Source organism: Streptomyces sp. SudanB25_2051, assembly GCF_964272635.1.
Taxonomy (GTDB): Bacteria; Actinomycetota; Actinomycetes; order Streptomycetales; family Streptomycetaceae; genus Streptomyces.
On the sequence record NZ_OZ186787.1, the window covers coordinates 6,173,538 to 6,195,714 of the forward strand.

Annotated in this window: 15 protein-coding genes; 4 read left to right on the forward strand and 11 right to left on the reverse strand. The window is 76.1% G+C overall.

Annotation, left to right across the window (positions count from 1 at the left end; all coding sequences use genetic code 11):
- Positions 1-25: 25 nt before the first annotated feature.
- Positions 26-925 carry an alpha/beta hydrolase gene (locus tag ACSUPT_RS27175; RefSeq protein WP_361663926.1) on the reverse strand — a complete coding sequence of 300 codons (900 nt, stop codon included), beginning with the start codon at positions 923-925 and terminating at the stop codon, positions 26-28.
- Positions 926-1,033: 108 nt separating this feature from the next.
- Here ACSUPT_RS27175 and ACSUPT_RS27180 point away from each other — a divergent pair, with 108 nt between their 5' ends.
- Both ACSUPT_RS27180 and ACSUPT_RS27185 read left to right on the forward strand, forming a co-directional pair.
- On the forward strand, positions 1,034-2,068 hold the full coding sequence (locus tag ACSUPT_RS27180) for a helix-turn-helix domain-containing protein (protein WP_436945906.1): 1,035 nt from the start codon (positions 1,034-1,036) through the stop codon (positions 2,066-2,068).
- 170 nt (positions 2,069-2,238) lie between these two features.
- Positions 2,239-2,988 (forward strand): hypothetical protein, encoded by a 750-nt coding sequence (locus tag ACSUPT_RS27185; protein WP_403504012.1) that lies wholly within the window; start codon positions 2,239-2,241, stop codon positions 2,986-2,988.
- Here ACSUPT_RS27185 and ACSUPT_RS27190 read toward each other — a convergent pair.
- The 6 genes from ACSUPT_RS27190 to ACSUPT_RS27215 all read right to left on the reverse strand — a co-directional run bounded on the left by ACSUPT_RS27190 (position 2,900) and on the right by ACSUPT_RS27215 (position 13,515).
- Positions 2,900-3,469: a hypothetical protein gene (locus ACSUPT_RS27190; protein ID WP_436945907.1), complete on the reverse strand. Its 570-nt coding sequence runs from the start codon at positions 3,467-3,469 to the stop codon at positions 2,900-2,902. The two genes, ACSUPT_RS27185 and ACSUPT_RS27190, sit on opposite strands and share 89 nt — an antisense overlap.
- A 280-nt stretch (positions 3,470-3,749) precedes the next feature.
- Positions 3,750-6,212, reverse strand: a complete 2,463-nt coding sequence (locus tag ACSUPT_RS27195) for a helix-turn-helix transcriptional regulator (RefSeq protein WP_436945908.1) — start codon at positions 6,210-6,212, stop codon at positions 3,750-3,752.
- Positions 6,213-6,752: 540 nt separating this feature from the next.
- On the reverse strand, positions 6,753-8,756 hold the full coding sequence (locus ACSUPT_RS27200; protein ID WP_436945909.1) for an ATP-binding protein: 2,004 nt from the start codon (positions 8,754-8,756) through the stop codon (positions 6,753-6,755).
- A gap of 158 nt (positions 8,757-8,914) precedes the next feature.
- Positions 8,915-9,817 (reverse strand): endonuclease/exonuclease/phosphatase family protein, encoded by a 903-nt coding sequence (locus ACSUPT_RS27205; protein ID WP_436945910.1) that lies wholly within the window; start codon positions 9,815-9,817, stop codon positions 8,915-8,917.
- 310 nt (positions 9,818-10,127) lie between these two features.
- Entirely contained in the window at positions 10,128-11,954 is a 1,827-nt protein-coding gene (asnB, locus tag ACSUPT_RS27210) for an asparagine synthase (glutamine-hydrolyzing) (RefSeq protein ID WP_436945912.1), read from the reverse strand.
- 16 nt (positions 11,955-11,970) lie between these two features.
- The gene (locus ACSUPT_RS27215) at positions 11,971-13,515 is read right to left on the reverse strand and encodes an MFS transporter (RefSeq protein WP_436945914.1); all 1,545 of its coding nucleotides are present in this window, start codon (positions 13,513-13,515) and stop codon (positions 11,971-11,973) included.
- A gap of 531 nt (positions 13,516-14,046) precedes the next feature.
- Here ACSUPT_RS27215 and ACSUPT_RS27220 point away from each other — a divergent pair.
- Positions 14,047-14,415, forward strand: coding sequence for a cupin domain-containing protein (locus tag ACSUPT_RS27220; protein WP_351964120.1), 369 nt, complete (start codon positions 14,047-14,049; stop codon positions 14,413-14,415).
- Positions 14,416-14,556: 141 nt separating this feature from the next.
- Here the strand turns inward: ACSUPT_RS27220 and ACSUPT_RS27225 are convergent, their stop codons facing one another.
- The 3 genes from ACSUPT_RS27225 to ACSUPT_RS27235 form a co-directional block, all read right to left on the reverse strand.
- Positions 14,557-15,384, reverse strand: a complete 828-nt coding sequence (locus tag ACSUPT_RS27225; RefSeq protein WP_436945916.1) for a lysozyme — start codon at positions 15,382-15,384, stop codon at positions 14,557-14,559.
- Positions 15,385-15,713: 329 nt separating this feature from the next.
- Positions 15,714-17,099, reverse strand: a complete 1,386-nt coding sequence (locus tag ACSUPT_RS27230; RefSeq protein ID WP_436945918.1) for an aldehyde dehydrogenase family protein — start codon at positions 17,097-17,099, stop codon at positions 15,714-15,716.
- A 1-nt stretch (position 17,100) separates the two neighbouring features.
- A complete protein-coding gene (locus tag ACSUPT_RS27235; protein WP_436945919.1) occupies positions 17,101-19,566 on the reverse strand; it encodes an aminotransferase class III-fold pyridoxal phosphate-dependent enzyme in 2,466 nt (821 codons plus the stop codon).
- A 272-nt stretch (positions 19,567-19,838) separates the two neighbouring features.
- On the opposite strand from ACSUPT_RS27235, the gene ACSUPT_RS27240 reads away from it, so the two are divergent.
- On the forward strand, positions 19,839-20,060 hold the full coding sequence (locus ACSUPT_RS27240) for a hypothetical protein (protein WP_351964124.1): 222 nt from the start codon (positions 19,839-19,841) through the stop codon (positions 20,058-20,060).
- Between the two features lie 236 nt (positions 20,061-20,296).
- Here ACSUPT_RS27240 and rox read toward each other — a convergent pair whose 3' ends face one another.
- Positions 20,297-21,745, reverse strand: coding sequence for a rifampin monooxygenase (rox, locus tag ACSUPT_RS27245; RefSeq protein ID WP_436945920.1), 1,449 nt, complete (start codon positions 21,743-21,745; stop codon positions 20,297-20,299).
- Positions 21,746-22,177: the final 432 nt, after the last annotated feature.

The window sequence follows — 22,177 nt, forward strand, 5'->3', positions numbered from 1 at the left end:
GGGGACGCTCCCCGGACCGGGCGGTTCACGGGGCGAGGGCGCGGCGCACGGCGGCGCACACATCGGCGATCTGACGCTGCGACACCGCGGCCGACAGGATCGCCTGCGACCCGTGGAACGTGCCGGGCCACTGGTGCAGGTCCACCGAGACGCCCGCCTGGAGCAGACGCAGCGCGTAGGCGATGTCCTCGTCGCGGTTCGGGCACAGCTCCGCGGTCGCGATGTACGCCGGCGGCAGCCCGGACAGGTCGTCGGCCCGCGCCGGGGCGGCGTACGGCGTGCCCGGCGCCGAGCCCAGGTAGTGCCGCCACGCGGCGTCGGCCTGGCGGCTGTCGAACCACGGCACATCGGTGAAGTGCCGCCGCGACCAGGTCAGCGGCCGGTCGTCGAGACCGGCCTCGTTGAGCAGCTGGAAGCAGACCGGCGGGCCCTGTTCGTCGCGCGCCCGAAGCGCCGTCGCCGCCGCGAGCCCGCCGCCCGCGCTGTGCCCGCCCACCGCGATGCGCGCCGGGTCGACGCCCAGCTCGCCGGCGTGCCCGGCGGTCCACCGCAGCGCGGCGTACGCGTCGTCCAGCGCGGCCGGGAACGGATGCTCCGGCGCCAGCCGGTAGGCCACGGAGACCACCACCGCGCCGGACTGCGAGGCGAGCCGGGCGGCCCACGGGTGCTCCGTGTCGAGGTCGCCGAAGACGCCTCCGCCGCCGTGCAGCCAGACCAGGGCGCCCCCCAGGGCGCCGTGCGGGCGGTAGATCCGTACCGGCACCTCCGGGTCGGCGGGCACCACGCGGTCCTCGATCTCCAGGCCCGAGGTGTCGGGCGCCGGCACGGACGCGGCGCGTTCCGCGAACACCTTGCGCGCGGCGACCGGGTCGGCCAGGTCGAGGGGCGGGAGGAACGGGATGAACGCTTCGAGTTCTGGGTCCATGCCGGCCATCCTCACGGCCGCGCCCCACCCCGGTCATCCGCCGTCCGTCGCCCATCCGCCCCCGGACGCGCGCCACTTGGCGCGCCGCCGCCCGCCTATCCTTCCCCCATGCAGGCACTGGCCGAACGGCTGTCCGGAGTGGACTCGTACGTCGACGGCGCCATCCGCGTCGTCGCCTTCTACGACACGCTGATGCGGCGCCGCGTCGACCTCCCGGCGCTCGCCCGGGCCTCGGCCGGCCTCGCCGAATGCGTCGTCGGCCTCCGCCTCCACGGCACGGGACGGGCGATCCGCGTCTCACCCGCCGGCGCGGAGGAGCCCGGCCCGGCGGGCCCCGCGACGACCACGGTGCCGGTCACCCTGGACGAAGAGGAGATCGGCACGGTGTGGCTGGAACGCGCCACGCCCGCCCACCCGTTGGACGAGGTGCTGCTCGAACGGCTCGCCATCGCCGCCGCGGCCGCCGTGGAGCGGTACGGCCCGGCGCGGACGACCATGGCCGACCCCGCCCTCGTCGAACTGGCCGTCAGCTCGACCGGCGACGAGGCCGCCCGCGCACGGGCGCTGCGCCTCCTCGGGTTCGCCGCCGGCCGTCCCGTCCAGGTCGTCGCCGTGCGCACGTCGCTGCCGCTCGACCGGATCGGCGGGCTGATCTGCCCGGCCGGGCCGGTCAAGGCGGCGGCGCTCGCCGACGTCGGCGTCATCCTGGCCGCCGCGGTGGACACCACCCGGTTCCCCGAGGGCGTACGCGCCGGACTCGGCGCCGCCGAAGGCACCGCCGCGTCCTGGCGGCAGGCCCGGACCGCCCTGCGCTTCACCACCCCGCGCGACCCCGTCGTCCGCCACGCCGACCTCGGCGCGCTCGCCCTCCTCGCCGACGTGCCGCGCGACACCGCGGCGGGCAACGCCGACGTGGCCGCCGTCGCCCGCGTCGCCGGCAGCCCGGAGGACCTGGAGACCCTGGACGCCTACTGCGCCACCGGCTCCCTGCGCCGCGCCGCCGACCTTCTGCACCTGCACCACAGCAGCGTCGCCCGCCGGCTCGAACAGATCGCGAGGACTCTCGGCATCGACCTGACGGAGCCCGCGGGCCTGACCCGCGCGCGGGTCGCCCTGACCGCGTGGCGGCTCCTCGACAACTGACGCATCGTCAACTCCCCTCGGTCCAGTGTGGTCCCCGCGCCGTCCGCGTACGGTTACGGCCTCGCCTACGACGATCTGCGGATGCCGCGGCGGCACCCAGTCTGCGAGGGTCTGCCGGGGGAGTCCCGGAGCGGCGGGACGGACGGGGAGCGGGACGAGGGGGAAGAGCCATGTGGGGTTGCCTGGCCCTGGTGCCGGCCGTCGGCATACTCGGGCAGCTGCTGACGTCGCCGCTGACCGTGTCCGACCTGATGGCGGCGCAGTCGCCGCCCCAGCAGCCGCTCTGGTGGGAGTGGGCCGCGCTCGGCGCCGTCTCCGTGCTGACCGCGCTGACCGTGACCTGGTCGGCGGGGCGCCGCCGCCCCGGCCGCGCGCCCGGCCTCGCCGTCCGCACGGCGGTGCTGCTGGCGCTGTGCGCGCTGGTCGCCCTGTGGGTCCGCGACCGGGTCGGCACCGACGACTGGACCTTCGGCGCCACTCTGGAGAGCCTCGCGGCCGGCGTCACCGCCCTGGTCTTCCGCGGGGTCGTACGCCGCCGGGAGCGGGGCCGGCCGCTGCCGGGCGAGGTCTGGCTCGCGATGGTGCCGTTCCGCGACAGCGAGCAGGCCGCGCGGCACTACTGCGTCGTCCTGCGCCGCCGCCGCGGACACGCCGACGTCCTCCAGATCACCTCGCAGGACAAGTCCGGCCGACGCGGCTACCTGCCGATGCCCAACGGCACCTGGGACACCGTGTCCGGCAAGGGCCACTGGGTGGAGACCGGGCCGCGGCCGCGCCGGGTCCCGTACCGCGACTTCCTCAAGGACCGGCCGCAGGGCCCCTGCCCCACCGCTACCTGGCGGCAGCTGCGCCACCGCCGCGCTCCGGCCGCACCACGCGCGCCACGTCGCGGTACACCCGCACCCGGTGGGTCACGGTGAGCGCCGGCACGTCGCCCACGTCGACCCGCCGGTAGGCGTTGCCGGGGCCGACCGCGCGCAGGTCCACCACACGGCGGGCCACCTCGTCGGTGAACGGGAGCCAGTCGCCGACCTGGAGTTCGAAGGGCATCACGTCGAGGGGCATGGTCCCCGCCGGGGGCCGTGCGACCTCCGCCGCCGGCGCCACCGGAACGTTCCCGGGGCGCGGCGCGGCCGTCGAGGGCGGCACCGTCCAGCGGCGCCGCACGGAGAACCGATTCGCCTGAAGGGGCCCGGCCGCGGTGCCGCCCGGTGGGGCCGCAGGCCAGGGCCCGGCGCCGGCCGGCCGCTGCGGGGTGCCGGGCCAGGGCGGGGCCGTGTCCGACCGCTGCCGGGTGCCGGGTGCGGGCAGGCCGGTGGCCGGCCGGTGCGGGGTGCCGGGCCAGCGGGCGGTGTCCGTGGAGAGCCGCCGGGGGCCGTCGGTCTCGGGGCGGTGCGTCAAGGAGTTCCTCTCCGTAGGGGGCGCCGGGTGCGCTTCGACCGCGGCCGCCCCGGCCCGTCGGGGCGGCCACCGGTCCGACCACCGGAGGGGGAGGCGGCGCCGGCCTCTCACCGGGGCGGCCGCGGGGGGACGACGGCGGCCACCGGCCGGCCCGCGCACTTTCCCGCCCCTCCGGGGGCGCCTACCAGCGTGACCTGCCGGGCACGGCACTGTCGGGAATTCGCCACGAGATCGGTATCCGGATTCCCGGAGCCCGGGACGGCTCGGTATACGTACGCGCTCACCTCGCGGTCCCGGTGGGCGGATCCCCGGCGGGCGGCGCGTGCACCCGCGGCTCCCCGGCCGCGGGGCCGCTCACGGGCGGCTCATCGTGCGGCGGCGGGATCTGCTTGCGTGACCGGACCCCCAACTTCGCCAGGATGTGCTCCACATGGGCGTCGGCGGTCCGCTTGGAGATCACCAGCCGTTCGGCGACCTCCCGATTGGACAGCCCGCGCGCCACCAGCGCGGCGACCTCCCGCTCGCGGGGCGTCAGCACCCCCGCATCGCGCGCCGCCACAGCGGGCCGGGGCGCGTCCGCAGGTACGCCGGTGTGCGGCGCGCCCACACCCCGCGCACCCGCGCGCCGGGCGGCACGGCCCGCCGCCACCCCGTCCGGTGACCCGCCGTCCGGCGGGGCGGCGTCCAGTACGTCCACGTCCTCCCGTACCGCCGCCAGCACCTCCGGGAGCGACAGCCCCGCCCCGGCCCGCAGATGTGCCTCGAACCCCTCCCGGCCCAGGGCGGACCGCGCCCGGTGCCGCACGGACATGTGCTCCCGCAGCAGCGCCGGCACGGTCACCACCGGGTCCTCCCGCAGCGGGTGGGCGCCCTGCGCGTACCCGAGCAGCCACGCCGCCCGCGCGTACCGCCCCCGCCGCGCCGCGTGCCAGCCGAGAACGCGGCACGCCGAAGCCCCGACCGGCACGTCCCCGACCTCACCGGCCCACGCCAGGCCCCGGCGCAGCGCCTCGGCGCCCGCCTCGTACGCCCCGGCCCGCCACAGCACGGCCCCCCGCACGGTCAGCGCCGCGGCGGAGAACTGCCGCTCACCCGTCTCCCGCAAGCCCTCCAGGGCCGCCCCGCACCACTCCAGCGCGCCGGCCGTGTCCCCGAGCGCCGCCCGCAGCAGCGCGCCCTCGCCGTGGACGACGGCCGCGCCGAGGGCGTCCCCGGCCGCCGCGATCCGGCGGCGCGCCGCCTCCACCCGCGCCGTCCCGGCCTCCACGTCCCCGTCCAGCGCGGCCAGCGCCCCCAGATACGCGTCGGCGTACAGCTCCACCCGCCCGTCTCCGGTGCGCCGTGCCGCCTCGACGGCCGCGGTGAATCGTTCCGCCGCCAACGCGCGGTCGGCCGACCACACCGCCAGCAGCCCCGTCGCGAACAGCCCCCACGCCCGCTCCCGGCACTCCTCCGGCACCAGTTCCAGACCCTCGTCGATCCACTGCCGCCCCTCCGCCGACGCCCCCGCCGCCCGCCAGTACGGCGTGATCCGCGCGGCCAGCCGCAGGCCCCGCACGGCGCGCCCCCCGGAGCCGTACGCGTGCCGCAGCGCGGCCCGCACGTCGGCCGCCCCCTCGCGCACGGCTCGGTACGACGCGGCCTGCGACGGCGTCAGCAGGCCCGTCCACAACCGCCGCGCCAACGAGGCGTGCGCCTCCAGATGCCGGTCGCGGAACAGCCCGGCGGTACCCGAGCGCTCCAGCAGCTCCCCGCCGAACCGGCGGACCGCGTCCGGCAGCACATACCGCGTGCCCTCGTCGCCCACGCGCCGCAGAACCGATTTGTCGACGAGGCCCACCAGCGCCTCCAGCACCTCCTCACCGGCCAGACCACTGCCCGCGCACACCGTCTCGGCCGCCGACAGCGTGAACGGACCGCGGAACACCGAGAGCCGCGTCCACAACAGCCGCTCGCCGGGCGTGCACAGCTCGTACGACCAGCCGATCGCCGCCCGCAGGGAGCGGTGCCGGTCCAGAGCGCACCGCCGGCCCCCGGTCAGCACCCGCAGCGGACGGTCCAGCCGCGCCACCAGCTCCGCGAGCGGCACGGCACGCAGCCGCACGGCGGCCAGCTCCAGCGCCAGCGGCACCCCGTCCAGCCGCTCCACCAGGGCCGCCACCCGCGCCCGGTTGTCCGGCGTCACGGCGAAGTCCGGTACGACGTCCGCCGCGCGCCGCGCGAACAGCTCCACCGCGTCGTCCCCCTCCAGCGGCCCGACCGGTACGCACCGCTCCCCGGGCACGTCCAGCGGCTGCCGGCTCGTCGCGAGCACGGCCACCCCCTCGGCCTCCCGCAGCAGTACATCGCTCAAGGTCCCGCACGCGTCGATGAGGTGCTCGCAGGTGTCCAGCACGACCAGGAGCCGCTTCTCCCGCAGACCGGCCACCACCGCGTCGAGGGGCGGCGCACCGGGCCGCTCCGACAGTCCCAGCACCGCCGCGAGCGTGGCGGGCAGCGCATCCGGGTCGCGCAGCGCCGACAGCTCGACCAGCCACACTCCGTCGGGGAACCGTTCCCGCAGCCGCGCGGCCGCCCGCAGCGCCACCCGGCTCTTGCCGACCCCGCCGGGACCGGTCAGCGTGACCAGCCGGTGCCGTTCCAGCTCCCGGGCCACGGCGTCCAGTTCCGCGGCGCGCCCGACGAAACCGGTGCGCTCGGCGGGGAGCTGCCCGCCGCGCCGCTGTCCGTACCCGAAACCCATGCCACCCCCGTAGCGCGTGAGCGCCGCCGGCTGCCCGCGCCGCGGCGACGCCACAGCGTATGCGGGGCGGCGCGACGGGAGCCCCGGCCGCCGCCCAATCCACCCGATCGTGCCAACCTCACCACCCCGCCCCGCCGCACGGCGCCGGACGAAGGAAGCACGACAAGCGCCGCGCGGCGCCTACGACAGCGCCTCCGCCGGGTAGTCCTTGGTCCGTGCATCCCTCCTCCGCCCGCGCGGAGATACGGACCTCCCGACCGGCCCAGGGGCGGGGGCGGGCACCGGCCCCACCGGTCCGGTCGCCTCCGCGCACGCCGGTCGAGGGCGGGAGCAGGCGATGGCCGACGTTCGCGGCGACTGACGTTCGCGTCGACTGAGGTCGGCCGCGACCGCCAGACCCGTCCCCGGCCTCCGCCGGACGCCCCCGCCCCCGGCCTCCGCCGGACGCCCCCGCCTTCCGCCTCCGCCGGACGCCTCCGGCTGGCCGGCCTCCGGTCCTCGCCGGAGTTCTCCACCCGTCTTCCCTCGCCGGGCCGCCGCTCAGCGGACCGCCGCGCAGGTGTCGCGGGGTGGTGCGCCGCGCGGCGGGGAGGCGGGGGCCTCGAAGCCGAGCGGGGCCGGCGCGGCCGCCTTCGCGGCGTGCGGCGGCCGGCCGGGGGCGCCGCGCTCCAGGTCCTCCAGCAACCGGCGCAGCGCGTCGGAGCCGTACGGCAGCGGCAGGCGGGCGTCCAGCGACGCGAGCGCCCTGCGCGTACGGCGCCACGCCCGGCCGGGGTGACCGCGCCGCTGGTCGACGTACGCCTGCGCGTACCGGGCGACCAGCGTCGCCCACGCGTCACCGCGCGCCTCCCGCTGCGCCAGGGCGCGCCGCGCCGTCCGGTGCGCCGCGCCCGGCGCGAACCCGGCCTGCGCCACCGCCAGCGCCGCCAGGCTCACCGCCGGGGACGGCCCGCCGGGCGCCCGCGCCGGCACGAGCGACGCCGCCTCCCGGAAGTGGTCGGCGGCCTCCGCGAGGGCGCCCTCGTGCAGCGCGAGGACCCCCTGCACATGGGCGATCCGCCCGACCGCCGCGCTGTCGCCGAGCATCACCGCCGCCGGCCACGCCCGCCGCAGCAGCTCGTCCGCCGTGCGCGGCGCGTCGCACGCCGACAGCCACGCCGCCAGCCACAGCGCACGCACGGTCACCGGCCGGTCGGCCGGGGCGTGCGGCAGCAGCCGCAGCAGATGGCGGCGCCCCGCCTCCCGCTCCCCGTACACGACCCACCAGAACCACAGCCCGGCCACCGTCTCCAGCACCTCGCCGGCCTGCTCCGGCCGCCGTACCGCCCGGTCGAGGACGGCGTGCAGGTTCTCCCGCTCGTCGCTGAGGAGTTGCGCGGCCTGCGCCTGGCCGCCGGCGTTCCACAGGCCCTCCGCCACCACCGCGACGCGCCGCGCGTGCACCGCGAGCCGTTCGGCGGCGATCTCCGCCTCCCCGGCCTCCCACAGCCGTTCCGTGCCGAAGTCCCGCGCGGCCCGCGCCATCCGGTACCGCGGCGCGCGCAACCCGCCCGGCTCGCCCATCAGCTCCAGCACGCCCGCGGCGGCCAGCCGGGCCAGGCACGCCGGGACGTCCTGCGGCGCGACGCTCCCGCCCACGCACACGAACGCCGCCGCCGACTCGTCGAAGCCGCCCGCGAACACGCTGCCGCGCGCCCACACGACCCGCTCCGTCCGGTCGCACAGCGCGTACGCGGCACCCACGGCGCTGCGCAGCGAACGGTGGCGGCGCAGCGCGGCCCGCTCGCTCGTCAGCCAGCACTGGCCGTGCCGCAGCGCCCGCGCCAGCTCGTCGGCGCTCCGGTCCGCGAGCTGCTGCGCGGCCATGGTGATCGCGAGCGGCAGCCCCTCGAGGGACCGGCACACCTCCTCCGCCGCGGCCGGACCGACCGCGTCCGCCACCGCGTCGCCGCACGCCTCCCTCGCCGCGGCGAGGAACAGCTCGGCCGCCGGCGACACACCCGCCGCGCCGGCCGACACGGGCAGCGGACCCAGCCGGCACACCCGCTCCTCGCCGAGCCCCAGCGGCTGGCGCGCCGTCACCAGCACGCGCAGGCCGGGCACGGCCTCCAGCAGCTCCCGGACCACGCCGACGCACGCCCGGTGCGCCGCGTCCATGTCGTCCAGGAAGAGCAGCGTGCGTCCGCTCCCCGCGAGCCGCGCCGCCACGTCCGCGACGCCGACCGGCCCGGAGCGCGGGGGCGCCCCCGTGACGGCGTGGAACACCGCCGCGGCGACCTGCCCGGGCGAGGCCGGACGGGTGCCGCGCCATCGCACCCGTACGACCCGCTCCCGGGGACCGGGCCCCGTCCGCGTCCGCCCGGCGCCCGGCAGTGCCGCGGCCGCCAGGCGGCTCTTGCCCACCCCGACCCCGCCCACCACGGTCACCAGGCGATGAGCCGCCACCAGCTCCCGCACCTCGGACACCTCGCGGTCGCGCCCCACCAGCGCGTCACGCGTCCCGTACGCGGGCGGTACCCCGGGCCCGCCACCGTGCTTCCCCACCTGGTCACTCTCCGCACGTTCGTCATCGGCCTCACCGGTGACGCCGCGGCGCAGGGGCCGATCCCCCTCATGCAGAATCGTCTCTGCGGCGGCCTCACGGGTACCTCAACGCCCGAACGGCGCAATGGTGTCGTCGGTCGGGCGGGCCGACCGCCGATTCACACCGCCCGCCGACCCTTCGAGTCTTTGTCCGCCCGCGTCGCGGGCGCCGGGCCCGTGGCCGTGTCCGGCTCCGCGGCGTCGGAGTGGTCCCGCAAGTCCGCGAGCACGGCGGCGTGGTCGGACGGCCAGACGCCCGCCACGGGCCCGTCGCCGGCGCGCCGCACCGAGCGGGGTGCGCCGAGACCGCCGGGGCCCGGCGGACCGACGTGGATGTAGTCGATGCGGACGCTCGGCGAGTGGCGCGCGGCGACGTACGGGTTGGCTGCGTCCCAGGTCGCCGACGGCTGCGCCGGGTCGGCGTACTCCCAGACATCCACGAGGACCCGCCCGGGCACCACGGGGGCCGTCTTGTAGCCGCCGAACCGGCGTACCTCGTCGGAGTCCGGCCACGCGTTGAAGTCGCCCGTCACCACGGGTGGGAAAGCGGTCCCCTCGCTGTGCGCCGCCACGAACCGGGCCAGTTCCTCCACCTGGCGGCAGCGCAGCGCGGAGGCGTCGTCGGCCGAGCTGAGATGCGTGGTGAAGAACGGCACCCGGCACGAGGGGGCGTCGATGCCCGCGTACAGGGCCAGTCGTCCGTCGTCCTCGCCCTCGGGCGCGGGAAGCTCCGCCGTGGCGCGCTCCGCGATGGGCCAGCGGCTCAGTACGGCGTTCCCGACCTCCACGGCCGGGTCGCCGATCCGCCGCTGCCAGCCCTGCGGCGCCCGCGACGGCGCCCACGTCCAGTGCATGCCCAGCCGGGACGCGAGCCACCGGGCGAGGTTCTCCCCGTCGCGGGCCCACACCTCCTGCAGGCCGACGACGTCGGGCCGCAGGTCGCGCAGCACCGCGAGGACGGCGTCCCGCCGCTGCTCCCACGGGCCGAAGCGCCACCACACGTTCCAGGTCAGCACCCGCATTCCGCCCCCTCCCGCCCCGGCGCCGCACGCGGCCGCGGGCGCACGCCACCACCGTACGACCGGCCTTCACACGCCCGCGCGCGGGGCCGTACACAACCGCCCGGGTACGGGGCCGCAGGAGGGCCATCCGGTACGGGGCGCAGGGGCGCACGAGGCCCTCCCGCGCGGGGCCGTCGCCACGGCGGCCGTCCGGGCGGCCGGGAGACCGGGGCCGCCGCAAAAGGGGCCACCGCGAAAGGGACCGCCGGGAAAGGGCCGCGCCCGCGCCCCCGGGGGAAGGGGCGCGGGCGCGGCAGTTCGGAAGGCCGGGTCAGAGGGCCAGTTCGGGCTTGTAGTGGTCCAGCCACAGCGCCAGGTCCACGACGCGCTCCAGGCGCAGGCGGTGGCCCCACTCCAGGCGGTCGGGCGGCGTGTCCAGGCACGGCTTGATCAGGGTCTCGTCGGCCAGCGCCCGCACCTGGTCGACGGTGAGCGCGTCACGCGCCATCTCCTGAAGGCCCCGGTTGTAGTCCGGGTGGTGGGTGGCCGGGTAGTGGTTCTTCGGCCGGTGCAGCACCGAGTCCGGCGCGTACCCGGCACCGGCGGCGCGCAGCAGGCTCTTCTCGCGGCCGTCGAAGCTCTTGAGCGACCACGGCGTGGAGAACGCGTACTCGACGAGCCGGTGGTCGCAGTACGGCACGCGGACCTCCAGGCCCTGCGCCATGCTCAGCCGGTCCTTGCGGTGCAGGAGCTGGCGCAGCCACCGCGTCAGCGACACGTGCTGCATGACGCGCTGCCGGTGCTCCTGTGGCGTCTCGTCGTCCAGGTGCGGCACGGCGGCCAGGGCGCTGCGGTAGGTGTCGGCGCGGAACTCCGCGAGGCCCAGCCCCAGTTCGGGGTTCATCGGCATGGCGGCCTCGTCGCCGGTGACCAGCAGCCACGGGAACGTGTCGGCCGCCAGCGCCTTCGGGTTGTGGAACCACGGGTACCCGCCGAACACCTCGTCGGCGGCCTCGCCGGACAGGGCGACCGTCGAGTGCTTGCGGATCTCGCCGAACAGCAGGTAGAGCGAGGTGTCCATGTCCCCGACGCCGATCGGCGAGTCCCGCGCGATGACGACGGCCTTGCGGTTCTCCGGGTCGAGCAGCGCCCGGGGATCGAGGATGACGGTGCTGTGGTCGGTGCCGATGTACGCCCCCGCCTCGGTGGCGTACGGGGTGTCGTGACCGGTGCGCAGGACGTCGCCGGTGAACTCCTCCGCCTGGTCGCTGTAGTCCACCGCGTACGAGCGGATGCGGGCGTCCGCGCCCTCGCGGCGGCGCAGTTCCTCGGCGAGCAGACCGGTCAGGACCGTCGAGTCGATGCCGCCGGACATCAGGCTGCACAGCGGGACGTCCGCCTCCAGCTGGCTGCGGGCGGCGGAGCCGACCAGCTCGCGCACCCGCTCCACGGTGGCGTCCTGGTCGTCGCGGTGCGCGGTGGCCTCCAGCTGCCAGTAGCGGCGCTCGCGGATGCCGCCCCGGTCGAGGACGAGCAGCCCGCCGGGCTCCACCTCGCGGACCCCGGACCAGACGGTCGGCCCGGTGTTGAACAGGAGGCTGTACGCCTCCCGCAGTCCGTCCGCGTCGACCCGCGGCCGGATCTCGGGGTGCGCGAACAGCGCCTTCGGCTCGGACGCGAACGCCAGGCCGCCGTCGACGGCAGCCCAGAACAGCGGCTTCACGCCCAGCCGGTCGCGCACCAGGAGCAGCCGCTGCTCCCGCTCGTCCCACACGGCGAACGCGAACATGCCCTCCAGCCGGTCCGCCATCGCCTCGCCCCACTGGGCGTACGCGCGCAGCACGACCTCCGTGTCGCTGCGGGTATGGAAGACGTGCCCCAGACCGCGCAACTCGGCGCGCAGTTCATGGTGGTTGTACACCTCGCCGCTGTAGGTGAGGACGACGGCGGGGGAGTCGGGGCGGTCCAGCATCGGCTGGACGCCGCCGGATATGTCGATGACGGCGAGGCGCCGGTGACCGATCGCCGCGTGCTCACCGACCCACACGCCTCCGGCGTCGGGGCCGCGCGGGGTGAGCTTGGCGGTCATGGCCTCGATGACGGGGGCCTGTTCACGGGCGTCGCGGTGGAACGACACCCAGCCGGTGATTCCGCACATGGGGGGTTCTCCTGGTTCAGGGGCGGGCGGCGGAGGCCGCGTCGGTCGTCTCGTCGGGTTCTTCGTCGGTCGCCGTCCGGTCGCGTGGACCGGCGGCCGTTTCGGGGGGCGTGCCGGGGGTCCGGCCGCCGGCTGCCGCGGCGGGGGCCGTCGCGGGGGACGTGCCGGGTGCCGCCCCGGCCCTCTCGCCGGCGGGGGAGGGGGCCGTACGGCCCCGGAAGGCGATGAGCGGGACGGCGGCGCAGGCGGCGACGGCGGCCAGGGCGAGGCCGGCGCGCACCCCGTCGGCGGGTCCCGCGAGACCCCACGCGGCGGTCGCCAGCGCGGGTCCCACGGTGAAGCCCAGGCTGCGCGCGAGCTGGAGCGTGGCGGCGACGGTGGCGGTGCGTTCCCGTGGCGCGGCGCCCATGACGAGGGCCTGGGTGGGGCCGCCGTTGAGGCCCATGCCGACACCGGCGAGCGCCAGCCGCCACGCGATGTCCGGCAGCGACCAGTCGTCGCCGAGCGGCACCAGCAGCAGCAGGCCCAGGGCGGTGAGGGACGCGCCGACGACCGCGACGGGCCGGGCCCCGTACCGGTCGGCGAGCCGCCCGCCGACCGGCCCCGCCACGCCCATCCCGAGCGGGAACGCCAGCAGCGCCAGCCCGGTCGCCGTCGCCGAGAACCCGGTGTCCCGCTGGAGGTACAGGGCCGCCACGTAGTGCGTCGCCGCGAACCCGGCCGCCAGGCCCAGCACGGCCCCGTGCGCCGGATACGCGCGCGAGTCCCGCAGCGCGCCGGTCACCGGGCGGCCGCCCGGTCCGCGCAGCCACCACCACAGCGGCGGCACGGCGGCGAGCGCGGGCAGCAGCCACCCGGGCGCGTCGTAGGCCAGCGTCAGCGACACCAGCAGCACCGTCACGCCGGTCGCGACGAGCGCCGTGTCGACGAGGGCGCGCCGGTCCAGTCCCCGCAGCCGGCCGTCCTTCGGCATGGCCCGCCAGGCGACCACCAGCGCCAGCAGGCAGACCGGGATCTTCACGAGGAACACCGCGCGCCAGCCCAGGTGGTCCAGGAGCAGTCCGCCCACCGCGGGGCCGGTCACCGCGCCGAGCGGGCCCAGCGTCGCCGGCACGCTCATCGCCCGCCCGCGCGCCTCGGGCCGTACGGAGCGGATCGCCAGCACCGGCATGAGCACGAACAGCACGGCGCCGAAGGCGCCTTGGGCGATCCGCGCGGCGATCAGCCACGCCACCCAGGGCGCGACGGCGGCGAGCGCGCTGCACACCGCGAACCCGCCGGCCGCGACCAGCAGCGCGGAGCGCTGTCCCACCCCGTCCAGCCACCGGCCCACCGGCAGCAGCAGGGCCACGACCGGGAGCTGGTACCCGAGCACCGCCCACTGGGCGGTCGCCGCCGACACGTCCAGGCTGTCCGAGATGGCCGCGAGCGCGATGTTGACGATGTTCATGTCCAGCATCGCCACGAACGACAGCAGGCCCGCCACCGCGACCAGGAGCCAGCGGTCGGCGGGTTCCGGTATGTGACCGGACGGTTCCGAACCGAAACCGTGGTCTGACACCCTGGGCCCTCCCCCTCGTCTGCGCGGCCGCCGGTCGGCGGCCTCGTTCCAGTAGTCGGAGGCGCGGGGGTGGAGGTTCCCGGTCCTTCGGCCGGCCGCGCCGATCAGGCCGGAACCCGAAGGGCGGCAACGCCCGCCGTCTTCGGTCGGCGGGGTGGGGCGGCGGCGGGCCCGGGGGACCGCCGAAGGGCGCCCACCTGCGGGCCCCCCGGCGGAACCGGCGGCGGGGCGCCGACCGGCGGTTCCGGTTCCGCCCGCCGCGACGCCGCCGACGAGGGCGCGGAAAAGTGGCTGAAGATCATCCGTGGCGGCGCGGCCGTCCGCGGCCGGGGCCGGATCCCGCCGGCCGGGCCTCGGGGGTCAGGGCGTCGGGCGTCGCAGCGGCCGGGCCGGGGGCTGCTCCGGAGGGCCGGTGGGCGGGGCGCCGCCGGGTGGGGACGGTGCGGTCCGCCTGGCCGCGCGGGCTCGCGGGGCGCGCGTAGCCTGGAAGAGGACTCGGGGGAAGCGGCACTCCCTGGGAGGCGGACGACCATGGCAGGAATCGTCTGCAGGAATTTCGACGCGGCCGACGAGACGCGTCCCTTCGAGGGCGACAAGGGACGGCTGGATCTGCTGAACACCGAGAGCGGCCCCGTCGGGCGGGCCGTCTTCGAGCCCGGCTGGCGCTGGTCGGAGCACGTCAAGCCGCTCGTGGGCACCGACAGCTGCCAGGCCGCCCACACCGGGTACGTGGTCAGCGGCCGGATCAAGATCGTGATGGACGACGGGGAGAGCGGCGAGGCCGGCCCCGGCGACTTCATCATGATCGAGCCGGGCCACGACGCCTGGGTGGTGGGCGACGAGCCCTGCGTGACCCTGGACTGGACCGGCTTCGGCGACTACGCCCGTCCCGCCGGCTGACCGGCCCCCGCACGTACCGGTGGCCCGCCGGAGCCCCCGACCCCGGCCGGGAGCCCGGCGGGCGCGGGAGCCGGGCGGGCCCACGGGCCGGGGGTGTCGCGGTGTGCGCACACCCCCGGCCCGCCCCCCGTCGCGCCCGGCTCAGCCGTTGGCGAGGGCCTGGACGCGGTCGTACGCGCCGTTGAACCGGTTGTGGTCGCCCACGATCGGACCCGTGGAGGTGTACTGCCACATCGTGTAGTAGGGCCACCCGGCGGGGAGTTCGCCGACGGTGGTGTTGTACCGCGCGATCCAGAGCGGGTTCGTGGCGCCGAAGCCGCCGTAGTTGCCCGTGCACTGCTTCCACCAGCTAGTCGCCGTGTAGATCACCGCGTCGCGGCCCGTGCGGTGCTTGTAGCGGGCCAGGAAGTCGCGGATCCAGCTGACCATCCCGGCCTGCGTCTTGCCGTAGCAGGCCGACCCGTACGGGTTCCACTCGATGTCCAGCGCGCCCGGCAGGGTCTTGCCGTCCCTGGACCAGCCTCCGCCGTTGTTGACGAAGTAGTCGGCCTGGGCGGCGCCGCTCGTCGTGTCGGGGGTCGCGAAGTGGTAGGCGCCCCGGATCATGCCGATGTCGTACGAGCCGTTGTACTGCTGCGGGAAGTACGGGTTCTTGTAGTACGTCCCCTCGGTGGCCTTCACGTACGCCCACTTCACGCCGCTCGTCCACAGCGCCGGCCAGTTGACGTTGCCCTGGTGGCTGGAGACGTCCACGCCCTCCGTCTGGGTGGCGTAGGGGTCGGCGGGCGGGATGCCGCCGACGCCGTCGTGGGCGGGGACGCCCATGCCCATGCGGGCGGAGCCGCGCGGCGGCTTGCCGGGCTTGTCGGCGGCGTTCGCCGCTCCGGGGAGGGTGAGGAGGAGGGCCAGGACGGCCAGCAGGGCCGTGGCCACGGCGGTTCGGGTCGTTCCGGATCTGTGCACGGGCATGGCGTGCCTCCGAAAGCCTGAGGTGAACATGTCAGGTGGCGGATTCACGCTACGCACGTAGAACGCGCCGGGGAAGGGCGGGGCGCGAACGCCGTTGGTCTACGCCTCTGCAAGCGCCGCCAAGCTGGGGCGACGGCCGTCGGCGGACGGAACTTTCACGCCACGGCCGCGCGGCGCCACGCCCCCGCCCGCCCTCCGGCGCCCGCCCCGGTCCCGGCGCCAGGCATCCGCCCGCCGCTGTGGCCGCCACCCCGCCGGGGCCCGGAGCCGCCGCCCCGGGCCCCGGCAGCCGCTGTCCGCACGGCCCCTACCCCGCCCGCCCCCGTGCCCTACGCCACCGGAACCGGCCCGCCCGTGAAGGTCTTGCTGCGCATCAGGAACTCGCCGAGGTACCCGTCGTGGGGGAGGCCCGGCACCAGCACGTCGGTCGGGTGGTCGCCGACATGGAGGTTCCGGATGTCCGGGTCGCTCAGGAGCCGTGCCACCAGTTCCTGATCGGACGTCAGCGCCGTCAGCACCAGCGTGTCCCGCAGCGGGGCCAGGCCGTCGGCTCGGCTCCACGGCGCGAACCACACGCAGGGGAACGGCATTTCCCGTCGCGCCTGCGGAGCGTCCGCCCGGTCCAGCTGGAACACCGCGGGGCGCAGCACGGCGGAACCGTCACCGAGGTCGGCGACGACCGTGTCACCCCCCAGCCACGCCCTGGCACCGGCGGCCGCGGCGTGCAGGTACTTCTCCAGGGACCGCGCGGCGTCCAGCTCCCGCACCGGAAGGACCGCCTGCTCGCTCGTCGGCGGCAGGGACGGGAGCTCGGCCAGGCGCGCGGCCACGGCCTCGGCGACCGGCGCCGGGTCGCCCTCCACGAAGACGGCCGTCGTGTTGGCGCATTCCGCGCCCGCCTGCCGGCTGACCGAGTGGACGATCGTGTCGAGATGCCGCAAGGCATCGGTCTCCGCCGTCAGCAGGATCTTGGCCCGCCCCGGCCCGTGCGGCAGCACGGTCGTACTGGCGCGGTACTTGTCGACCACGGCGTCCCCGCCGTAGACGATCGCCAGGTCGGCGCCCGCCACCAGCTCGTCCGCCACGCCGTGGTCGCTGGGCAGCAGGGCGACCTGGTCCCCGCCGAACCCGGCCGCGTGCAGCGCGCTCACCACCCGGTGCGCGCTGAGCGGTTCGCGCCGCGAGGGCCGCAGCGCCACGCGGTAGCCCAGCGCCAGCGCCTCCACCCACTGGGCGTGGATCCCGGGGTGGTTGCCGGCGGTGAGCGCGGCGAAGACCTCACCGCGCCGCAGCCACGCGGCCGTTCCCGTGCCAGGGGCGCTGTCCCTGCTGCCGCGCGGCCGGGCCTGCGAGGCGAAGCCGTACGCCCCGGCCAGCCCGGTGGCGAGGGTGCCGGTCGACTCCCGCACCGTCCCGAGGGGCAGGCCGCTGACGCGGGCGACGGTGTGCTCGTACCGCTCGGGCGTCAGCCCGCCGAGGGTGGCGGTGGCGAAGAGCCGCCCGGCCTCGGCCAGCGCCGCCACCCGCTCGTCCAGCGGCAGCGGCTCGGCCCGCCGCAGCGCCGTCAGCGTGCGCCGCGCGTAGAGGCGCGGCACCATGCTGAGCCGCGCGACGGGACGGCCGGTGACGTCGTGGACGACGTCCGTCTCGTGCGTCCGGTAGGGCCCGCCGGGGCCGAGCGCGTCGAGGTGGAGGGGTTCCGCGGAGTCCGGCATGTCAGTAGACCCCCTCGACCACGGTCGTCCCGTCGAACGTCGGCACCGGTCTGATGTCGGCGACCGCGTCGCCGCCGGAGCCCTCGGCCGGGCGCACCCGGATCGCGGTGTCCCGTTCGAGGTTGTTGGGCAGGAGCATGCTGCGGCTGACGTGGCTCATGACGACCTGTCCGCGTTCGCCGTAGGGCACGGTCCGGCCGGTGTCCGGGTCGACGACCCGCATGCTGACGAAGGGGTACGGCGGGTCGAAGGTCGACGGCTCGTCGGCGGCGAGCCCGTCCCGCTCGTACATCCCCGCGCCGACCATCGTGCTCCCGTAGAAGCCGAGCAGCCGCGTCCGCGGGAACACCTCGTCGCGCAGCAGGCTCCGCGTGTCCCGGCTCATCGACGCCCCGCCCCAGATGAGGGTGCGGACCTTCGCGTTGACCAGTCCGGCCAGCTCCTCGTCCGCGCCGAGCGCCTCCAGGATGGGCGGCGTGGTGAAGACGACACCGACGTCCTGGGTCCGCAGGATCGTTTCGACCTGGTCGAGGACATGCGCGAGGTACCTCTTCGCCTCCTCGCTCCTGCCTTCGGCGACGCACTTCTTGGCCCACCGCGGATCGAGGTCGACGGTGAACGGAAGGCCCCCGCGGCGATGGGCCAGGGAGCGCCCCATGGGGCCGAACATGTGCGGTCCGCTCGGGCCGATCGTCAGCCAGTTCGCCCCGCGGGGGACCCCCCGGTCGTCGAGGACCGCGCAGTGCCAGGTGATCAGCTGCTCGTGGAGGTCGGGCAGCCAGGCGATGCGCTTGGGCGCACCGGTCGTCCCGCCGCTCTCGTACACCTCCAGCGGGATCGGCTGGTCCCCGTAGCCGCGCGGGACGAGGTCCTCCACGCGGACGTCCCGCAGCTCGTCCACGACGTTCGGGAACAGAGCCAGGTCGGCCTCGGTGCGGACGTCCTTGCGCGGGTCGAAGTCCAGGGTCCTGGCGCGCTCCAGCCAGAAGCGCGAGCCGGTCTTCGGGTCGAAGTGCCACTCCATGGCGGCGGCGAGCAGGTCGGACATCGACGGCGGCCGCTCCCACGGCCGGTCGAGCACCGGCAGGGCGCGGGTGGGTGCGGCGGAGGGGCCGCGCCTGCGGGAGGCGTACTCGGTGAGGACGCCGCCCACGGCCTCCGCCACCCGGTCCGCCTCCTCCTCGCTCATCACCAGCGGCGGGCTCATCAGGACGGTGTTGGGGTTGTTGCGGACGATGACGCCGCAGCGCTCCCGGACCAGGGGCGGTACCCACTCGGCGGACAGCGGCTCCCCGGTGTCCGGGTCGGCGGCGAGCTCGATGCCGATCATCAGGCCGATCTGCCGGACCTGGCCGACCACGGGCAGCTCCTCCAGCCGGCGCAGCCGCTCGCCGAGGCGGTCGCCGATCCGGGTGGCGGCGGCCAGGAGGTCCTCCCGCTCCAGGATGGCCAGGTTCTCCAGGGCCACCGCGCAGCCGGTCGCGTGCCCGCTGTAGGTGTAGCCGCCGACGAAGCCCTCGTCGCGGGTGACGACGTCCACCACGTGGTCGGCGACCAGCAGCGCGCCCATCGGGAAGTAACCCGATGTCAGCCCCTTGGCGGTGACGATGAAGTCGGGCGCCACGCCCAGCCGGTCGGCGGCGAACCAGTGCCCGGTCCTGCCGTACGCCGTGATGACCTCGTCCAGGATGAGCAGGATCCCGTGCGCCGACAGCAGTTCGCGTACGCGCGGCCAGTAGTCGGCCGGCGGCTCCACCACGCCCGCCACGCCGAGGATCGGCTCGCCGATCATGACGGCGATGTTCTCCGCGCCGATCTCCTCGATCGTCTCGCGCAGTTCGCGCAGACAGAACTCGGTCGGGTCCTGACCGCCGTACATCTCCGGGTGGAAGGGCATCGGCGGCGTCAGATGCCGCACGTGGGGCATCATGGGCCCGAAACCCTGGTGGAACATGGGCAGACCGGTCGCCGCGGCACCGCCGTACGTGACCCCGTGGTAGCCGAGGTTGCGGGCCAGGACCCAGGTGCGGTCCCGCTCGCCGCGGCGGTGGTGGTAGAGCCGGGCCATGCGCAGCGCCGCGTCGACGGCCTCCGCGCCGCCGCTGGTGAAGTAGATCCGCTCCATCGGGGCGGGCGCGAGCTCGATCAGCCGGTCCGCGAGCCTGATCGAGGGCTCGTTGGTGAACTCGTGGAAGCTGCTGTAGTACTCCAGCCTCGCCATCTGCCCGGCCGCGGCCTCGACCAGTTCACGCCGCCCGTGGCCGACGTGCGCGAGCATCAGCCCGCCGGTGGCGTCGAGGTACTCGCGGCCGTGCGCGTCGCGTAACCGGCAGCCCGACCCCTCCACCATGATCAGCCGATCGGGCACGTCACCGGGGAGGTGGGGGTGGATCAGACGGGACTGGTCCCGCTTCACCAGGAGGTCCACATCGGCGAGCGGTGCCGTCATCGCGTTGAGTGCGGTCATCGCGTCCTCACATCGGCATTCGGTCGAATGTTTCATTTCCGGTGTTCTTCGCGGGGATGCTAGTGCGCGGCAGGGTGGAAGAGACAGCGACGTGTTCAACTGGATCGGGGCAGACCGGAGGGGCGATCGAGCACCTGCGACCTGCGGCTCCAGGGGCTGCCCGGGGGCCCGGGCAGCCCCCTCCGGAGGGCCTCCCGTGCCCGCGCCCCCTCCCGGACGCCGCCGGACGGACGCACGGGTGTAGCGGGCGGTACGCGAGGAACACGAGGTGCATGAAGGAGACGCACCAGAAGACGGAACGCACCCCGAGGACGGCCGCGGAGCAGGTCCTCCACGAGGTGGAGGAAGCCGAGCTGCGGCTCGACCGGGACGAGACCGACCCGGACGACGGCGAGGCCGCCGACTCCCTGACCCCGAGCCGCCCGGCCCAGGAGTCCGTGCGGAAACACCCCCCTGCCCACGGCGACACCCCCGGGCGGCCCGCGGACCACTGAACCCGTCGCGCCGCCGCACCCCGACGCCCCACGACCGCACGCCCCCGCGAACCGGCAGCCCGCCGGGCCGGGGGCGTGGTGGTCCTCACCGGCGGGTGCTGCGGCCCGGCGGGCCCCTGCTGCCCGACTTCCATGTCGGGGACCGGTCGCGGCTCAAGGCCGAGGGCTGCACGTCGGGGACGGGTCGCGGCTCAAGGCCGAGGGCTACGGCGGCGGCGCCCTCCCCGCGCGCCGCGTCAGCTGACCGGGGCGCCGAACCACCTCGGGAGCCGCTCCAGCAGGTCCTCCTGCTCCTCGCCGACCCACACCACATGGCCGTCCGGGCGCAGCAGCACCGCGGGCACCTCCAGTCCGGCGCCGGTGTCGGCCACGTACTCCACCCGGTCCGCCCAGCCCCCGACCGAGAGCCGGCCCGTCCGGTCCAGCAGCAGGCCCCGGCCGCCGCGCGTCAGCTCGTACAGGCGGCCCCGGCTCAGGGGCACGTCCGGCATGCGCCGGCCGAGCAGCTCATGGCCCTCGCCGCAGTCGTAGCGGACGTCGACCGCGCTGATCATCCCGGTGATGTACCGGTTCACCTCCTGGAAGTCCATCAGCCTCAGGAACAGTCCGCGCAGCGCGGCCGCCCCCGGATCGGTGCCCAGCAGGGCGATCTGCGCGCGGGTGTTCTCCAGCACGGCGGCCCCCACCGGGTGCCGTTCGGCGTGGTAGCTGTCCAACAGCCCGTCCGGCGCCCAGCCGTTGACCTCGGCGGCCAGCTTCCAGCCGAGGTTGAACGCGTCCTGGACACCGAGATTGAGCCCCTGGCCGCCGGTCGGCGGATGGATGTGCGCGGCGTCGCCGGCCAGCAGCACCCGCCCGACCCGGTACCGCTCCGCCTGCCGGGTCGCGTCGCCGAACCGGGACAGCCAGCGCGGCGAGTGCGCGCCGAAGTCGGTGCCCGCGACGGCCCGGAGCCGCTCCTTGAACTCCTCCAGGGTCGGCGGGACCGTGCGGTCCTCCGCCACCCCGTCGGCGGGCACGACCAGCCGGTACACCCCGTCGCCCTCCGGGATGGCGCCGAACCGCAGCTGCGTCTTGCGGACCTCCGCGACGACGGCGGCGACCGTCTCCGGGTCCTCGGTCAGCTCCATGTCGCCCAGCAGCGTCTCCACCGTGGCGGGTTCGCCGGGAAAGCCGACGCCCAGCAGCCTGCGCACCGTGCTCCGCGCGCCGTCGCAGCCGACGGCGTAGCGCGCCCGCAGCCGCGTACCGCCCCCGTCACGGGCGTCGCCCGGGGCCAGTTCGACGGTCACCCCCTCGTCGTCCTGGCTCAGCCCGACCACCTCGCTGCCCCGCCGGATCTCCGCGCCCAGCTCCACGGCCCACTCGTGCAGCAGCCGCTCCGTGACCGGCTGGGGGGTGGCCAGCGTGTACGGGTGGGCCGTGTCCATCCCGTCCGGCCACGGCTTGACGATGCCGCCGAACAGACCGCCGACCTGGAACTTCTCACTGACCGCGAGAAACCGCTCCAGCAGCCCGCGCTGGTCCATCATCTCGACGCTCCGCGCGTGCAGTCCGCGTCCGCGGGACTGCCCGGTCGGCTCGGCCAGCCTCTCGAGCACGACCACCCGCACACCCTGCAGGCGCAACTCGCCGGCCAGCATCAAGCCGGTCGGACCGCCGCCGACCACGATCACGTCGATCATCACAACACCCGTTCAGGAAGGGGGACTTCAGTCGGAGCCGGGGCGCCGCATGCGATAAAAGCGCAGATACGTCGCGAAGCGGTCGTTTCCCTGCGTTCCGACCCCGGGCCGGTCATTCTGCGCCACCCCCGGGGCCTTGCCGCAAGGCCCCCCGTGCGCTATACCTTGAGAGTGGCAAGGAGTCGGTGACCTCCTTGCCTTTGTCTTTTCCGCGGCCCCGTCGCCGCCGGTCACTCCTCCGGGACCGCCCCGTACGACGGTGCGGGCGCTTCCGACACGGCCCGGTCCGCCCGTACGCCCGCGGTGCGCACGCCCGCCGTGGTTCGCCGCACGGCCGGACCCCCGCGCACGGCCGGGTCCCCACGACGGCCCGGCTCGCCCGCACGGCCGGGTCCCCGCGCACGGCCGGGCTCGCGCGCACGGCCGGGTTTG

Coding starts and splice junctions, on each gene's coding strand:
- ACSUPT_RS27175 (WP_361663926.1), bottom strand. CDS start 925: ATGGACCCAGAACTCGAAGCGTTCATCCCGTTCCTCCCGCCCCTCGAC.
- ACSUPT_RS27180 (WP_436945906.1), top strand. CDS start 1,034: ATGCAGGCACTGGCCGAACGGCTGTCCGGAGTGGACTCGTACGTCGAC.
- ACSUPT_RS27185 (WP_403504012.1), top strand. CDS start 2,239: ATGTGGGGTTGCCTGGCCCTGGTGCCGGCCGTCGGCATACTCGGGCAG.
- ACSUPT_RS27195 (WP_436945908.1), bottom strand. CDS start 6,212: ATGGGTTTCGGGTACGGACAGCGGCGCGGCGGGCAGCTCCCCGCCGAG.
- ACSUPT_RS27205 (WP_436945910.1), bottom strand. CDS start 9,817: ATGCGGGTGCTGACCTGGAACGTGTGGTGGCGCTTCGGCCCGTGGGAG.
- asnB (WP_436945912.1), bottom strand. CDS start 11,954: ATGTGCGGAATCACCGGCTGGGTGTCGTTCCACCGCGACGCCCGTGAA.
- ACSUPT_RS27220 (WP_351964120.1), top strand. CDS start 14,047: ATGGCAGGAATCGTCTGCAGGAATTTCGACGCGGCCGACGAGACGCGT.
- ACSUPT_RS27225 (WP_436945916.1), bottom strand. CDS start 15,384: ATGCCCGTGCACAGATCCGGAACGACCCGAACCGCCGTGGCCACGGCC.
- ACSUPT_RS27230 (WP_436945918.1), bottom strand. CDS start 17,099: ATGCCGGACTCCGCGGAACCCCTCCACCTCGACGCGCTCGGCCCCGGC.
- ACSUPT_RS27235 (WP_436945919.1), bottom strand. CDS start 19,566: ATGACCGCACTCAACGCGATGACGGCACCGCTCGCCGATGTGGACCTC.
- ACSUPT_RS27240 (WP_351964124.1), top strand. CDS start 19,839: ATGAAGGAGACGCACCAGAAGACGGAACGCACCCCGAGGACGGCCGCG.
- rox (WP_436945920.1), bottom strand. CDS start 21,745: ATGATCGACGTGATCGTGGTCGGCGGCGGTCCGACCGGCTTGATGCTG.